Source organism: Streptomyces sp. SAS_281 (assembly GCF_052542855.1).
This window is the reverse complement of record NZ_JBMNDO010000086.1, coordinates 20,042-35,386: the sequence shown is the minus strand read 5'-3', so window position 1 is coordinate 35,386 and position 15,345 is coordinate 20,042. Positions and strand designations below refer to the sequence as shown.

13 protein-coding genes and 1 pseudogene are annotated in these 15,345 nt (G+C 73.6%); 8 read left to right on the top strand and 6 right to left on the bottom strand.

Annotation, left to right across the window (positions count from 1 at the left end):
* The 4 genes and pseudogenes from ACN6LM_RS27145 to ACN6LM_RS27130 form a co-directional block, all read right to left on the bottom strand.
* On the bottom strand, nt 1-1,389 hold a 1,389-nt coding region (locus ACN6LM_RS27145; RefSeq protein WP_445068013.1), incomplete at its 3' end, for a heavy metal translocating P-type ATPase.
* Nucleotides 1,390-1,494: 105 nt separating this feature from the next.
* Nucleotides 1,495-1,803, bottom strand: a complete 309-nt coding sequence (locus tag ACN6LM_RS27140) for a heavy-metal-associated domain-containing protein (RefSeq protein WP_445068012.1) — start codon at nt 1,801-1,803, stop codon at nt 1,495-1,497.
* Between the two features lie 253 nt (nt 1,804-2,056).
* Nucleotides 2,057-2,476: a peptidoglycan-binding domain-containing protein gene (locus tag ACN6LM_RS27135; RefSeq protein WP_445068011.1), complete on the bottom strand. Its 420-nt coding sequence runs from the start codon at nt 2,474-2,476 to the stop codon at nt 2,057-2,059.
* Nucleotides 2,477-2,625: 149 nt separating this feature from the next.
* A pseudogene (locus ACN6LM_RS27130) lies at nt 2,626-3,099 on the bottom strand (sugar phosphate isomerase/epimerase family protein); the annotation flags it as partial.
* A 122-nt stretch (nt 3,100-3,221) separates the two neighbouring features.
* Between ACN6LM_RS27130 and iolC the strand changes: the two are divergent.
* Genes iolC through ACN6LM_RS27110 form a run of 4 tightly spaced genes read left to right on the top strand, consistent with a single transcriptional unit; the run spans nt 3,222 to nt 8,505 of the window.
* Complete coding sequence (gene iolC, locus ACN6LM_RS27125; RefSeq protein ID WP_445068010.1) at nt 3,222-4,208, top strand: 5-dehydro-2-deoxygluconokinase; 987 nt, start codon at nt 3,222-3,224, stop codon at nt 4,206-4,208.
* On the top strand, nt 4,205-5,086 hold the full coding sequence (gene iolB, locus ACN6LM_RS27120) for a 5-deoxy-glucuronate isomerase (RefSeq protein ID WP_445068009.1): 882 nt from the start codon (nt 4,205-4,207) through the stop codon (nt 5,084-5,086). Before iolC ends, iolB begins: the two co-directional genes overlap by 4 nt.
* On the top strand, nt 5,083-6,993 hold the full coding sequence (gene iolD, locus ACN6LM_RS27115; RefSeq protein WP_445068008.1) for a 3D-(3,5/4)-trihydroxycyclohexane-1,2-dione acylhydrolase (decyclizing): 1,911 nt from the start codon (nt 5,083-5,085) through the stop codon (nt 6,991-6,993). The genes iolB and iolD overlap by 4 nt, the downstream gene beginning before the upstream one ends.
* A gap of 12 nt (nt 6,994-7,005) precedes the next feature.
* Entirely contained in the window at nt 7,006-8,505 is a 1,500-nt protein-coding gene (locus tag ACN6LM_RS27110) for a CoA-acylating methylmalonate-semialdehyde dehydrogenase (protein WP_445068007.1), read from the top strand.
* A 39-nt stretch (nt 8,506-8,544) separates the two neighbouring features.
* Here the strand turns inward: ACN6LM_RS27110 and ACN6LM_RS27105 are convergent, their stop codons facing one another.
* The gene (locus ACN6LM_RS27105; protein WP_445068006.1) at nt 8,545-9,015 is read right to left on the bottom strand and encodes a GNAT family N-acetyltransferase; all 471 of its coding nucleotides are present in this window, start codon (nt 9,013-9,015) and stop codon (nt 8,545-8,547) included.
* Between the two features lie 97 nt (nt 9,016-9,112).
* Nucleotides 9,113-9,829, bottom strand: coding sequence for a VC0807 family protein (locus tag ACN6LM_RS27100; RefSeq protein ID WP_445068005.1), 717 nt, complete (start codon nt 9,827-9,829; stop codon nt 9,113-9,115).
* A gap of 248 nt (nt 9,830-10,077) precedes the next feature.
* On the opposite strand from ACN6LM_RS27100, the gene ACN6LM_RS27095 reads away from it, so the two are divergent.
* The 4 genes from ACN6LM_RS27095 (at nt 10,078) to ACN6LM_RS27080 (ending at nt 15,275) form a co-directional block, all read left to right on the top strand.
* Complete coding sequence (locus ACN6LM_RS27095) at nt 10,078-10,884, top strand: hypothetical protein (RefSeq protein WP_445068004.1); 807 nt, start codon at nt 10,078-10,080, stop codon at nt 10,882-10,884.
* Nucleotides 10,885-10,938: 54 nt separating this feature from the next.
* Nucleotides 10,939-11,550, top strand: coding sequence for a DUF4291 domain-containing protein (locus tag ACN6LM_RS27090; RefSeq protein WP_445068003.1), 612 nt, complete (start codon nt 10,939-10,941; stop codon nt 11,548-11,550).
* Between the two features lie 186 nt (nt 11,551-11,736).
* Nucleotides 11,737-14,400: an alpha/beta fold hydrolase gene (locus ACN6LM_RS27085; RefSeq protein WP_445068002.1), complete on the top strand. Its 2,664-nt coding sequence runs from the start codon at nt 11,737-11,739 to the stop codon at nt 14,398-14,400.
* Nucleotides 14,397-15,275 carry an ABC transporter permease gene (locus ACN6LM_RS27080; protein WP_445068001.1) on the top strand — a complete coding sequence of 293 codons (879 nt, stop codon included), beginning with the start codon at nt 14,397-14,399 and terminating at the stop codon, nt 15,273-15,275. Before ACN6LM_RS27085 ends, ACN6LM_RS27080 begins: the two co-directional genes overlap by 4 nt.
* Nucleotides 15,276-15,345: the final 70 nt, after the last annotated feature.

Here is a 15,345-nt window from a genome sequence, read left to right as displayed (position 1 = left end):
GCGCCCTGTGCCGACCATCAGCGCGGTCGGTGTGGCGAGGCCCAGGGCGCACGGGCAGGCGATGATCAGGACCGCCACCGCCGCCGTGAACGCGGCCGTCACGTCGTCGGTGGCCAGCAGCCATCCGACGAGCGTGGCGAGGGCGATGAGCAGGACGACCGGGACGAACACCGCCGAGATCCGGTCCGCGAGGCGCTGCGCCGCCGCCTTGCCGTTCTGCGCGTCCTCGACCAGCTTCGCCATCCGGGCCAGCTGGGTGTCCGCGCCGACGCGGGTCGCCTCGACCACGAGACGGCCGCCTGCGTTGAGCGTCGCACCGGTCACCGCGTCGCCCGCACCCACGTCCACGGGGACGGACTCGCCGGTGAGCATGGACGCGTCCACCGCCGAGGAGCCCTCGACCACGGTGCCGTCCGTGGCGATCTTCTCGCCCGGCCGGACCAGGAAGCGGTCGCCCACGACGAGTCGGCCGACGGGCACGCGGACCTCGGTGCCGTCACGCAGGACCGTCACGTCCTTGGCTCCGAGGTGCATCAGGGCGCGCAGCGCGGACCCGGCCCTCCGCTTGGACTTCGCCTCCAGATAGCGGCCCAGCAGGATGAAGGTGACGACGCCCGCCGCGACCTCCAGGTAGAGGGTGGACGAGGCGTCGGCCCGGGAGGCCGTCAGGTCGAAGCCGTGCCGCATGCCGGGCATCCCGGCGTCCCCCAGGAACAGCGCCCACAGCGACCAGCCGAAGGCGGCGAGGGTCCCGACGGACACGAGGGTGTCCATGGTGGCCGCGCCGTGCCTCAGGTTGGTCCAGGTGGCCCGGTGGAAGGGCAGCCCGCCCCAGACCACGACGGGCGCGGCGAGGGTGAGCGAGAGCCACTGCCAGAAGTCGAACTGGAGGGCGGGGACCATCGCCAGGGCGACCACGGGGGCGGCGAGCACGGCGGAGACGACGAGCCGCTGCCGGAGGGCGGTGAGGGCGGTGAGGGCGGTGTCGGAGTGGGGCGGGGCTTCCGGTTCTTCTTCCGCTTCCGGATGGGGTGCGCGGGGTGCGGGCCCAGGGGCCTGCGGGGCCTCCGGGGCCTGCGGGGCTTCCGTGGCGGCGGCCTCGGGGGCCTGCGGTACGGCGCCGGGCACCGGCTTCGCCGTGTAGCCGGTCCTCTCCACCGTGGCGACGAGATCGGTCACGGAGACGGCGGCGCCGTCATAGCTGACGCGGGCCTTCTCCGTGGCGTAGTTCACGGTGGCCGTGACGCCGTCCATCCGGTTGAGCTTCTTCTCGACGCGGGCCGCGCACGACGCGCAGGTCATCCCGCCGATCATGAACTCGGCCCGGGAGGGCTCCGCCGCCGGGGCGCCGGCCTCCGTCGCGGTGTGGGTGTCCGATGCGCTGTGCATGTCCGAGCTCCTGGAACGCCGACCGGGCCGTACCCCACCAGTATCTGCCGGTCGGTGCGGCCCGGTCGGGACGGGGTGACGCGGGTGGGTGGTTGCCGGTGGCGGTCAGGCGCGGCCGGTGAGCTCGTAACCGGCCTCGTCGACGGCGGCGCGTACGGCCTCGTCGTCCAGGGGGCCCTGCGAGACCACCGTCACCTGCCCCGTGGACGCCACGGCCTTCACGGAGGTGACACCCTCGATGGCGGAGACCTCCTCGGAGACGGCGCCCTCGCAGTGGCCGCAGGTCATGCCGGTCACCTGGTAGACGGTGGTCACGCCGGACTGCCCGGCATCGGCGCCCGCGCTGTCGTGGCAGGAACCGCTGGGCGAGCAGCAGGAGCCGGTCGCCTGGGGGAGCTGGGTCTCGGCGGTCATGGTGTTCTCCTCTTCGACGGGCACACGGGGCGGAGGGGTGCGCAGCAGTGCGCCTCCACGTTCCCCACTTTATACCCCTAGGGGGTATGGCGCGAGTAGGGTACGGCTGTCGTGTCGTCGGGGATCACGGGTTCGGGGCACCGGCGGAGGGCCGTCTCCACCTCCCGGATGTACGCCTCCCGCTCGTCCCCCGCGCGCCAGGGGCACGCCCGGCCCGGACGTGAGGCCGGACCGGGCGGGTGCCCCGCCGCCGTCACGCCCCGGCGTCGACCGGGACGTCGCCCCGCCAGAGCGCGGCCCAGGTGCCCGCGTCGACCAGGCCGGTGCTGAGCAGGGGCGGGTGGTCGGCCTGGAAGCGCCGGACGGCGTCCAGGGTGCGCAGGCCGAACGTCCCGTCCACCGCGTCCCACGGCAGGTAGCGCCGGTTGGCCAGCATGCACTGCACCTGGAAGGCGCGGTCGCCCCGGTCGCCGAAGACGGTCGGCCCGTCCCCGTCGTAGAAGGCGCACACGGGGCTGGAGCCGGCCGGCGGCACGTTCTCGGCGTCGGCGGCGGCCCCCGGGGCCCCGGCCACGGCGGCGGCCAGCGCGAGGGCGGCCAGGAGCCCGGTGGTCAGGGCCGAGGCACCGGCGGACCGGGGCGGGGACTGCGGGGACAAGGGGGTGCGGGACATGGCGATCGCTCCTCGGTGAGTGCGGGGGGCGGGCCCGGGGGCCCGGTCTCACCGAGGACAACAGCCCGTACTGGCCTCACGTCACTGCCCGGCGCCGGGCGAGCCCCGGACGTGTCAGGGCCTCCCGCAGGAGCGGAGGTGGCCGATGCGCCCCGCCGTACGTCTCCCTCGCGCGCCGGCTGCTCGGTCCGCGTGGTGAGGTGACGCCACTGTTCGGCGGTGAGGACCCGGTCCTCCCGTACCTCGCCCGTCTTCTCGTCGCGCCGGAAGGAGGAGATGACCACGAGGTGGCCGGCGCCCATCGCCCGGGTGAGTGCCGCGATACCGGCGACATGCGCCCAGGTCCGGTCCCAGACGTCCGGCCCGTGGTGCAATCCGGTGAAAACGGTGCCCGCCGAGACGGAGAGCCCCCGGCTGCCGGTCTCGTCCGCGAGGCGGGCCGGATCGGTCGGGAGGCAACCGCACGGACCCAGCTCGATCCACTCGTGGCCCGCGGCGGATACCTCGTCCGGGAAGCGCCGCCACGGCACCTGCCGGGGATCGTCGGGGAACCACACCCCCCAGGAGCCGGGCGCGGAGCCGATGCGGATGCAGGGCGATGCGGAGGGCGGGGAGGACGTCATGCCCGAGCCTCACCACATGCGGAGACGGGCGTCGAGGGTACATCCGTATGTCCGTACAAATGATTGACGGTGATCCAAGCGGAGATGATCCAGGTACAGGCGCCCAGTCGAAGGGATGTCGCATGCCTGAGCAGCCGTACGACGTGATCACCATGGGGCGGATCGGGGTGGACCTCTACCCCCTGCGGACGGGTGTGCCGCTGGCCCGGGTCGAGACCTTCGGGAAGTTCCTCGGCGGCTCCCCGTCCAACGTGGCCGTCGCCGCCGCCCGCCTCGGCCGGCGCGCCGCCGTGGTGACCCGGACCGGTGACGACCCCTTCGGCGGCTATCTGCGCGAGCAGCTGCGGGAGTTCGGGGTCGACGACCGGTGGGTGACGCCCGTCGCCGCCTACCCGACCCCGGTCACCTTCTGCGAGGTCTTCCCGCCCGACGACTTCCCGTTGTACTTCTACCGGCAGCCCAAGGCCCCCGACCTGGAGATCCGCGCCTCCGAGCTGGACCTCGAAGCGGTCCGGACGGCCCGGGTGTTCTGGATGACCGGCACCGGCCTGTGCGCCGAGCCGAGCCGTACGGCGACACTCACCGCACTCCGTGCCCGCGACCGCTCGGGCACCACCGTCTTCGACCTCGACTGGCGCCCGATGTTCTGGCCGCCGGACACCTCCGGGCCGAGTGCGTCCGCCCGTTACCGCGAGGCCCTGGCGTACGCGACGGTCGCCGTCGGCAATCTGGACGAGTGCGAGGTCGCCACCGGTGAGCGCGAACCGTACGCGGCGGCCCGCGCCCTCATCGACGCCGGCGTCGAGCTGGCCGTCGTCAAGCGGGGCCCCGCCGGAGTCCTCGCCGTCCACCGCGACGGGACCGTCGCCGATGTGCCGCCGCTCCCCGTGCAGGTGGTCAACGGCCTCGGCGCGGGCGACGCGTTCGGCGGCGCCCTCTGCCACGGACTGCTCGGCGGCTGGGACCTCGCGGACACCATGCGCTACGGCAACGCCGCGGGCGCCATCGTCGCCGCCCGGCTCGCCTGCTCCTCCGCCATGCCGTTCCCGCACGAGGTCGAGGCCGCTCTCGCCGAGGGCGCGGTCACCGTACACGGCGAAGGGGCATGAGCATGCGAGGCGAACCGGCGCACCACCTCCCGGCGGGCTCCACCGCGCACGGCCCCTACGCCCTGGACATCGGCCCGGACCAGGCCGGCTGGGAGCGCTCGGGGCTCCGCGTGCTGGAGCTGGAGCCGGGAGGAGTTCACACACTTGTCACCGGGGAGAGCGAGTGGATCGTACTGCCGTTGACCGGCAGCTGTACGGTGCACATCTCAGATGAGATCTTTGAACTGCTGGGCCGTAGGAGCGTGTTCAGCGGCGTTTCCGACTTCGCCTATGTACCGCGCGACGCCCACGCACAGATCGCCTCCGGCGCAGGCGGCCGCTTCGCCCTGGCAGGAGCGAAGTGCGAGCGACGACTCCCCGCTCGCTACGGCCCCGCGCCGGAGGTACGCGTGGAACTGCGCGGCGCCGGCGGCTGCTCCCGCCAGGTCAACAACTTCGCCGCCGCCGACGCCTTCGACTGCGACCGGCTCATCGCCGTGGAAGTCCTCACCCCCGGCGGCAACTGGTCCTCCTACCCGCCGCACAAACACGACGAGGACCACCCGGGCGAGGAATCCGTCCTGGAGGAGATCTACTACTTCGAGGTCGAGGACGGCGGCCTCGGCTACCACCGGGTCTCCCCGTCCCGCCCCGGCGGTACGGACGTGCTGGCCGAGGTCCGCAGCGGCGACGCGGTCCTCATCCCGGACGGCTGGCACGGCCCGTCCATCGCCCAGCCAGGACGCACCCTGTACTACCTCAACGTCATGGCGGGCCCCGGCGAGAAGCGCGAGTGGCTGATCCGCGACCACCCCGACCACACCTGGGTCCGCGACACCTGGCCGTCCCAGCCGGTCGACCCCCGGCTGCCGCTCCACGGACCGGAGGACCACGCATGACCGCGACGCCCGGCACCACCGGACCGGCCGGGGAGGCCACCCGCCGCCTCACCACCGCCCAGGCACTCGTCGCCTTCCTCGCGCGCCAGTACGCCGAACGCGACGGCGAGCGCCACCGGCTGATCGCCGCCACCTGGGGCATCTTCGGCCACGGCAACGTCGCCGGAGTCGGCCAGGCGCTCCTGGAGACCGGTCCCGCGATGCCGTACCTCCAGGGCCGCAACGAACAGGCCATGGTCCACGCGGCCGTCGGCTACGCCCGCCAGTCGGGCCGGCTGTCCGCCCAGGCCGTCACCACGTCCATCGGCCCCGGCGCCACCAACCTCGTCACCGGCGCCGCCCTCGCCACCGTCAACCACCTCCCCGTCCTGCTGCTGCCCGGCGACACCTTCGCGACCCGCCCCGCCGACCCCGTGCTCCAGCAGCTGGAAGTGGCGTACGCGGGCGACGTCTCCGTCAACGACTGCCTGCGCCCCGTCTCCCGCTACTTCGACCGGATCACCCGCCCCGAGGCCCTGATCCCGGCCGCGCTGCACGCGATGCGGGTCCTCGCCGACCCGGCGGAGACCGGCGCGGTCACCCTCGCGCTGCCGCAGGACGTCCAGGCCGAGGCGTACGACTGGCCGGCGGAGTTCTTCGCGGAGCGCGTCTGGCACGTCCGCCGCCCCGCCCCCGACCCGTACGAACTCGACCGGGCCGCACGGGCCGTGCGCGCCGCCCGCCGCCCGCTGATCATCGCGGGCGGCGGGGTGCACCACAGCGCCGCCGAGGACGCCCTCGCCGCGTTCGCCGCCGCCACCGGCATCCCCGTCGCCTCCACCCAGGCCGGCAAGGGCTCCCTGCGCCACGACCACCCCGCCGACGTCGGCGGCATCGGCCACACCGGGACCGCCTCCGCGGACGGCCTCGCCCGCACCGCCGACCTCGTCATCGGCATCGGCACCCGGTACACCGACTTCACCACCGCGTCGGCGACCCTCTTCCAGAACCCCGGCGTCCGCTTCCTCAACGTCAACCTCACCGGCTTCGACGCCCACAAGCTCGCCGCGCTCCCCCTCGTCGCCGACGCCCGCACCGCCCTCGACGCCCTCACCGAGGCCCTGGCCGGACACCGTACGGACCCCGCGTACGCCACCGAGTACACCGAGGCCAAGGCGCGCTGGGAGCGGCGCGTCGACGCCGCGTACGCCACGCCCGACCCGGCGGCCCGCCCCACCCAGACCCAGGTCCTCGGCCTCCTGGACGAGCTGGTCACCGATGAGGACATCCTCATCAACGCGGCCGGTTCGCTCCCCGGCGACCTGCACAAGCTCTGGCGGACCCGCTCCCCGCGCCAGTACCACGTGGAGTACGGCTTCTCCTGCATGGGCTACGAGATCCCCGCCGCGATCGGCGTGCGGATGGCGGCCCCCGACCGGCCCGTCTGGGCACTCGTCGGCGACGGCACCTACCTCATGAACCCCACCGAGATCGTCACCGCCGTCCAGGAGGACCTGCCGGTCAAGCTGGTCGTCCTCCAGAACCACGGCTACGCCTCGATCGGCGGCCTCTCCGAGGCGACCGGCGGCGAACGCTTCGGCACGGACTACCGCCACCGCACCGCCGACACCCGCTTCACCGGCCCCCCGCTCCCCGTGGACCTCGCCGCCAACGCGGCCTCGCTCGGCATGCGGGTCCTGCGCGCCGGGACGGTCGCCGAGCTGCGGGCGGCCCTGGCCGAGGCCCGCGCCGCCGACCGGCCCGTCTGCGTACACGTGGAGACGGAAACGCCCGGCGCCGGACAGGGGCCCCCGGAGGCGCAGGCGTGGTGGGATGTCCCCGTGGCCGGGACGGCCACCCGCCCCGCGGCGGTCGAAGCACGGAAAGAGTACGAACGACACAGCGCCGGCCGACGCCGTCACCTCTGAAGGAGCCACAGCATGAAGACCGTGAACCACTGGATCGGTGGCAAGACCGTCGAAGGCACCTCGGGCAACTACGGCGAGGTCACCGACCCCGCCACCGGCGCCGTCACCACCCGGGTCGCGTTCGCCTCGCCCGACGAGGCGGACACGGCGGTGGCCGCCGCGAAGGACGCGTACCGGACCTGGCGCGACTCCTCGCTGTCCGCCCGCACGGCGGTCCTCTTCCGCTACCGCGCGCTGCTGGACGCCCACCGGGACGAGATCGCCGCGCTGATCACCGCCGAACACGGCAAGGTGCACTCCGACGCGCTGGGCGAGGTGGCGCGCGGCCTGGAGATCGTCGAGCTGGCCTGCGGGATCACGACACAGCTCAAGGGCGAGCTGTCCACGCAGGTCTCGAACCGGGTCGACGTGTCCTCGATCCGTCAGCCGCTGGGTGTCGTCGCGGGGATCACGCCGTTCAACTTCCCGGCCATGGTGCCGATGTGGATGTTCCCGCTCGCCATCGCCTGCGGCAACACCTTCGTGCTCAAGCCCAGCGAGAAGGACCCGTCCGCCGCCAACCTGCTCGCCGAGCTGGCCGCCGAGGCCGGGCTGCCGGACGGCGTGCTCAACGTGCTGCACGGGGACCGGGTCGCCGTCGACGCCCTCCTGAACCACCCGGACGTGGCCGCCGTCTCCTTCGTCGGCTCGACGCCCATCGCCCGCCACATCCACGCCACCGCCTCGGCGAACGGCAAGCGCGTGCAGGCGCTCGGCGGCGCGAAGAACCACATGCTGGTGCTGCCCGACGCGGACCTGGACGCCGCCGCCGACGCCGCCGTCTCGGCCGCGTACGGCTCGGCGGGGGAGCGCTGCATGGCGATCTCCGCCGTCGTCGCCGTGGGCGCGATCGGCGACGAGCTGGTCGCCCGCATCAAGGAGCGGGCCGCCCGGATCAAGATCGGCCCCGGCACGGACCCCTCGTCCGAGATGGGCCCGCTCATCACCGCCGCCCACCGCGACAAGGTCGCCTCCTACGTCACCGGCGCGGCGGCCCAGGGCGCCGAAGTGGTCCTCGACGGCACCGGATTCACCGTCGACGGCTTCGAGGACGGCCACTGGACCGGCCTCTCGCTCCTCGACCACGTCTCCACCGACTCCGACGCCTACCGGGACGAGATCTTCGGCCCGGTCCTGTGCGTGCTGCGCGTGGAGACGTACGAGGAGGGCGTCGCCCTCATGAACGCCTCGCCGTACGGCAACGGCACCGCGATCTTCACCCGCGACGGCGGTGCGGCCCGCCGCTTCCAGCTGGAGATCGAGGCGGGCATGGTCGGCGTCAACGTGCCGATCCCGGTGCCGGTCGGCTACCACTCCTTCGGCGGCTGGAAGGACTCCCTCTTCGGCGACCACCACGTCTACGGCAACGACGGCGTCCACTTCTACACCCGCGGCAAGGTCACCACGACCCGCTGGCCCGACCCGGCCGACGCCCCGGCGGGCGTGGACCTGGGCTTCCCCAGGAACCACTGACCCCGCGACACGGGCCGGAGCCCCAGCCCCGGCCCGTACTCAGCCCAGCTCCAGCACCCCGACCGTCTGGTCCCCGCTCGTCTCGCCCGTGGGCCGGAAGCCGAGCCCGAGGTAGAAGCCCTCGGGGCCGTCGTCGCCCGGGTGCCAGGTGACGTACATCCGCGTGCCGCCGCGCCGGCGGATCTCGTCGCCCACGCACCCGACCGCGAACCGCCCGTAGCCGCGCCCCTGTTCGCCCGCCGCGATGTTGAGGCGCCACAGCCCGGAGCGGATGTCCCGCCCGGTGCCGTCGCCCGCGAAGTCCATGTCCAGGAACGCCATGAGGAAGCCGACGAGCCGGTCCCCGTCGAACACGAGCCGGGGCCAGGCTCTCTCCCCATGCGCGTACGCCTCGGCGAGGGACTTCACGACCGGCGCCACCAGGTGCTCCTGGTCGGGCCGGACGCGCAGGCCGATCGCGTCGTCGACATGGTCGGCGGTGACCTCGGCCAGCCTCAGCGAAGTAGTCATACGAGAACGGTAGACGCCGAGGTCAACCGGATTTTCGACGCGCGCACGACCGCAGGGCCACTCCCCCGGAGTGGCCCTGCGGAGTCCTGATGGGTGGTCAGCGGTCCGAGGAGGCGGCGGCCTCGGCCGCGATCATGCGCTCCATGGGGACGACCCCGAAGCGGCCCGAGACGAGGAAGGCCAGCACCATCGAGGCGATCATGAGCACCGTCCCGGCCCACACCATCGTCTCGACCGGCACCGTGTACGCGCCCACGGCCCGCACCGCGCACTCGGCGAGCAGCGCGCCGCCCCACACCGCCGAGAACCGGGTCTCGGCCCTGCGGAAGGCAGGCGAACCGGCGGAGAGCCGTTCCCATGCGGCCGTCTTGCCGGCCTCGCCCCGGGTCAGCCACGGCCGCAGGCCCGCCGACAGCATCGGCCGGCCCCGCACCGCCGTCACCAGGAACGCCAGGCCGACGATGCTGCTCACCCCGCTGTCCTTGAGGAGCATCAGCCGCGGGTCACCGGCCACCAGCCCCAGCAGCAGCGAGACCACGTTGACCGACACCATCAGCGCCGCGAGGCCGTTGAGCCGGCGCTCGCGCACCGCGCCCCACACGGTCCGGACCGCCGGAACCACGCTGCTCCAGGCCAGCGCGGCGAAGGTGGAGAACCCCACCGCCGTCAGCGCGTAGTACGCGGCGAGCGGCAGCGCGACGTCCACCAGCAGCGGCTTCAGGCTGTCCACGAGGGCCTTGCGGGGTGCGAGCGGAGTGGCGCCGGCCGGGGCGTCGACGGCGGGGGCGGTGAGTGTGGCGGCCGGGCTGCTCATGTCGGTTCCTCCCGTTGCGGCGGCGCCTTCGTGGCTCCCGCTCTCGACACGTACAGACTGCCGAAGCGGCCCCCTTCCCCGGCAGAGCCGCGTGTACTGACCTCCGCATGACGAATGTCATGGCGTTCGTCATGCGGTTGTACGGCTCCGGGCGCGTGACCTGATCGTTGCCGTGCGGCGTACAACCGCGAACGGCCCCGTGCGGTCCCACAGACGGTCCGGTTTTCAAGGGGAGGGGACGAACGCTCATGGCGAAGAAGACGATCCGGAACGCGGTGGTGGCCGGGGGAGCGGCGGCCGTGTTCACCGCGATGGCGGCGGCACCGGCGGGAGCGGCGGAAGGGGGAGCCTCCTTTTCCCGGGTATCGCTCAACGGCGGTAAGCCGATCGTGGTCGGTGTGCAGGAGGTGGTCGTGGCACACGGGACCTTCCGGATGACCACCACGCGCAGGTTCGAGTTCGGGCCGACCGTGTATCCGTACCGGGGAAGTCTGGAGGGCGGGGACAGCCTGTGGAGCACCATCACCACCAGTGACTGCCGTCCCGTGGCGAAGGGGATCTGCGACTTCGAGGAATGGCTGGAGATCGACCCGCGCCACATCGACTTCGGCAACGAGGACGCGGGTACCTGGAAGACCGCCGCCGAGATCTGGTACGTCGGTGACGACTACGACAAGGACGGCCTGAACATCCCGGTCCAGGTCCAGCGCGCCACCCGCGTCACCGTCAACGCCGCGCCCGAGCCCGTCATCACGGGCAGGACCATCACCGTGACCGGCAAGGTAACCCGGGCGAACTGGGACACGCACACGTACCAGGGGTACGCGGGCCGCACGGTCAGCCTGCAGTTCAAGGCGGACGGCGCGTCCTCCTACACGACGGTCAAGAAGGTGACGTCCGGCTCGACGGGGGCGCTCAGGACCACCGTGAAGGCCGCCGAGTCCGGCACCTGGCGGTGGAACTACTACGGGAACTCCACCTCCGGAGCGAAGGCGTCGACCGGGGACCACGTCACCGTGTGGTCCGGCGTCCGCGTGATGCACGCCGCCCGGTAGCGCCGGGCCGGAAACTCGTTCGCCCTTTCCACGCCCCGGTGCTGGGATGGCCGCGTGACCGCAGCCATCCCGCCCCAGCACGAGATCCGCGCCCTCCACACCGCCGGAACCGTGACCGTCTACCAGGCGTACAGGCCGTCGCTCGGGCTGCCCGCCGCCCGCGACGGGCGTTTCCCGGCCGCCTGGAAGCGCGACCGCATGACGTGGATCAAACCGAGCTTCCTGTGGATGATGTACCGCTGCGGCTGGGGGACGAAGGAGGGCCAGGAGACCGTTCTCGCCGTCGAGATCACCCGCGAGGGCTTCGACTGGGCGCTCGGCCACGCCGAACTCTCCCACTACGAACGCGGCGTGCACCCGGACCGCGCCACCTGGCGGCGCGACCTGCGCCGGGCCCCCGCCCGCATCCAGTGGGACCCCGAGCGCGACCTGCACCTGAACCGGCTCCCGTACCGCTCGCTCCAGCTCGGCCTGGCCGGGGAGGCGTCCCGGCGGTACGCGGACGAGTGGACGGTCGCGATCCGCGATGTCACGCCGCTGGCCCGGGAGATCCACACGCTGGTCCGGGCGGGCGAGACGGAGGCCGCGACCGCGCTGCTGCCCGCCGAGTCGCCGTATCCGCTGCCGCGGAGCACCCCGCTGCCCACGGCTCGGGAAGCCGCCTGAGCCCACCCCGTCAGCTCTGCGATCTCCCGCGCGATGTCCACCGGAGCGTGCGGGTCGCGCGACGCGACCGGCGTCCGGGCATACCGCGTCCGGAGTACGCGGGCCGCACCCGTACGTCTTGAGGATGCCCGGGAGTTCCGCCCGGGGGCAGGCGGGACCGGGCGGCGGGACGCATAGGCTCGGCGCATGGACTCCCCCGAAGCGCGTACGTCCCGGTGGCGGCGGCTGCTGCCCCGCACCCGAGGCCGGTGGGCGGCGGCCGGCGCCGCGCTCCTCGTGCTCGCCGGTGCGGGCACCTGGACGGCGGTGGCCGACGACAGCGGGCCGGCCGTGCACCGCCAGGACCGGATGATGCGCGTCGACGGGGTGTCCCTGGACACGTCGTACTTCACGGCGGGGGGCGGTGGGCGCCGGCCCGCCGTGCTCATCGGCCACGGATTCGGCGGCAGCAAGGCGGAGACCCGGGCGCAGGCCGAGCAGCTGGCCCGCGACGGGTACGCCGTCCTCACCTGGTCCGCGCGCGGATTCGGCAGGTCGGGCGGCGAGATCGGGCTGAACGCGCCCGACCGCGAGGTCGAGGACGTGTCCCGGCTGATCGACTGGCTCGCCGGCCGCCCCGAGGTACGGCTCGACGCCGAGGGCGACCCCCGCGTGGGCGTCACCGGGGCGTCCTACGGCGGGGCCGTCTCGCTGCTCGCCGCCGGGTACGACCACCGGGTCGACGCGATCGCCCCGCAGATCACCTACTGGAACCTCGCCGACGCGCTCTTCCCCGACGGGGTGTTCAAGAAGCTCTGGGCCGGGATCTTCGTCAACTCCGGCGGCGGCTGCGGCAACTTCGAGAAGGAGCTGTGCGACCTGTACGAACGGGTCGCCGTCAGCGGGAAGCCGGACGCCGCCGCGCGCGCCCTGCTCACCGAGCGTTCCCCGAGCGCCGTCGCCGGCCGCATCAAGGCCCCCGCGCTCATCGTGCAGGGCCAGACCGACTCCCTGTTCCCGCTCGGCCAGGCCGACGCCATGGCGAAGGCCATCGCCGCCAACGGCGCTCCCGTCTCCGTCGACTGGGCGGCCGGCGGGCACGACGGGGGCGACATGGAGACCGGCCGGGTACAGAAGCGGATCACCGGCTGGTTCGACCGCTACCTGAAGGGGGAAGAGGGCGCCGGCACCGGCCCCGCCTTCCGCGTCACCCGGACCGGCGGTATCGACTCCACGGACGGCGCCGCCCTCACCCGCGGCGCGAGCGGCGACACGTACCCGGGCCTGCACAGCGGCCCCGAGGCCGTCCGACTGCACGGGCGCACCCAGAAGATCGGCAACCCCGCGGGGGCCAACCCGCCGTCGATCTCCGCCGTGCCCGGCGTCGGCGGCTCGCTCGCCCGGCTCTCCGCCCTCGGCGTCGGCGGCCTCGCCCTCGACTTCCCCGGCCAGTACGCCCGCTTCGACTCCGCCCCGCTGCCCGCCGCCCGCCGCATCACCGGCGCCCCCACGGTCCGGGTGACCGTGAAGGCCGACCACGGTGACGCGGTCCTGTTCGGCAAGGTGTACGACGTGTCGCCGGACGGGAAGCGGCAGGTGCTGCCCGCCCAGCTCGTCGCCCCGTACCGGATCACACCCGCGCGGCAGGGCAAGCCGGTCGAGCTGACCCTGCCCGCCGTCGACCACGAACTCGACGCGGGCCACCGCCTCCGCCTCGTCCTCGCCGCGACCGACCTCGGCTACGCGTCCCCGGCCGAGCCGGCCACGTACACCGTCACCCTCGACGGGCCCCTCACGCTTCCCACCGCGCCCGGTCTGGAAACCGCCTCGGCCGCGCTGCCCTGGTGGACCTGGGGGCTGCCGGCCGCCGCTCTGGTGATCGCCGCGGTCCTGCTGCTCACCGCCCGGCGGCGTACCGCGACGCCCGCACCCGACCCCGCGCTCGCCGACGTACCGCTCCAGATCACGGGCCTGTCCAAGAAGTACGCCAAGTCGGCGGACAGGTACGCCGTGCGCGACCTCTCCTTCCGTGTAGAGAAGGGGCAGGTGCTCGGGCTGCTGGGCCCCAACGGCGCCGGGAAGACCACCACCCTGCGCATGCTCATGGGGCTCATCACCCCCGACGACGGCGAGATCCGCGTCTTCGGGCGGGCCATCCGCCCCGGCGCGCCCGTGCTGTCCCGGGTCGGCTGCTTCGTGGAGGGCGCGGGCTTCCTGCCGCACCTGTCCGGGCGCGCCAACCTGGAGCTGTACTGGAAGGCCACGGGACGCCCCGACGAGGACGCGCGTATCGACGAGGCCCTGGAGATCGCCGGGCTCGGTGACGCCCTGGCCCGCGCCGTGCGCACGTACTCGCAGGGCATGCGGCAGCGGCTCGCCATCGCCCAGGCCATGCTCGGCATGCCGGACCTGCTCATCCTGGACGAGCCGACCAACGGGCTGGACCCGCCGCAGATCCGCGAGATGCGGGACGTGATGATCCGGTACGCGGCCGGCGGCCGCACCGTGATCGTCTCCAGCCACCTCCTGTCCGAGGTCGAGCAGTCCTGCACGCATCTGGTCGTCATGGACCGGGGCAGACTCGTCCAGGCGGGCCCCGTCGCCGAGATCACCGGCTCCGGCGACATGCTCCTGGTCACCGCCGCCGACCCGCTCACCGAACCCCTCGTGGAGAAGGTCGCCGCCCTCCCGGGCATCGGCTCCGCCGTCCGCACCGACGACGGGCACGGGCTGCTGGTCGGCCTCGACGGGGCGACCTCGCCGGAGCTGATCGCCGAACTGGTCCGCCTCGACGTGCCGTTGACGGGCGTCGGCCCGCACCGCCGCCTGGAGGACGCCTTCCTCACCCTGATCTCCGGAGGCTCCGCATGAGCACCGCAGCCGGCCTCGCCGAGGCCCCCGAGGCGCCCGGCTACCGGGCCCGCCACACCCTCCCGCTGCGCGTCGAGGCGGTCCGGCAGCTGCGCCGGCGCCGGACCCTGCTCATGGGCGGGGTGCTGGCCGCGCTGCCGTTCGTCCTGATCATCGCGTTCGCGATCGGCGGCACCCCGGACGGCGGGCCCGGCGGCGGCGACCGGATCACGCTGATGGACACGGCGACCGCGTCCGCCGCGAACTTCGCCGCGACCTGCCTGTTCGTCTCGGCGGGCTTCCTGCTCGTCGTCCCGGTGGCGCTGTTCTGCGGCGACACCGTGGCCTCCGAGGCGAGCTGGTCCTCGCTGCGCTACCTGCTGGCCGCGCCCGTGCCCCGGGCCAGGCTGCTGTGGAGCAAGCTCGCCGTCGCGCTGGGCTTCAGCCTCGCCGCGATGGTGCTGCTGCCGCTCGTCGCGCTCGCGGCGGGGGCGGCGGCGTACGGCTGGGGGCCGCTCCAGCTGCCGACCGGGGGAGCGCTGCCAGCGGGGGACGCGGTGCCGCGCCTCGCGGTGGTCGTCGCGTTCGTCTTCGTGTCCCAACTGGTGACCGCGGGGCTCGCGTTCTGGCTGTCGACCAGGACGGACGCCCCGCTCGGCGCGGTGGGCGGGGCGGTCGGGCTGACCATCGTCGGCAACGTGCTCGACGCCGTGACCGCGCTCGGCTCCTGGCGCGACTTCCTGCCCGCCCACTGGCAGTTCGCCTGGGCGGACGCGCTCCAGCCCGCCATCGAGTGGGGCGGCATGGCGAAGGGCGCGGCCGTATCGGTGACGTATGCCCTGATCCTGTTCGCTTTCGCCTTCCGGGGGTTCAGCCGTAAGGACATCGTGTCCTGACCTTGACATTCCGCCGGTTCCGCGCTCGTCGTTGCCGCATCGAGATCGTTCCGCAACGCTTTCGTCCGGT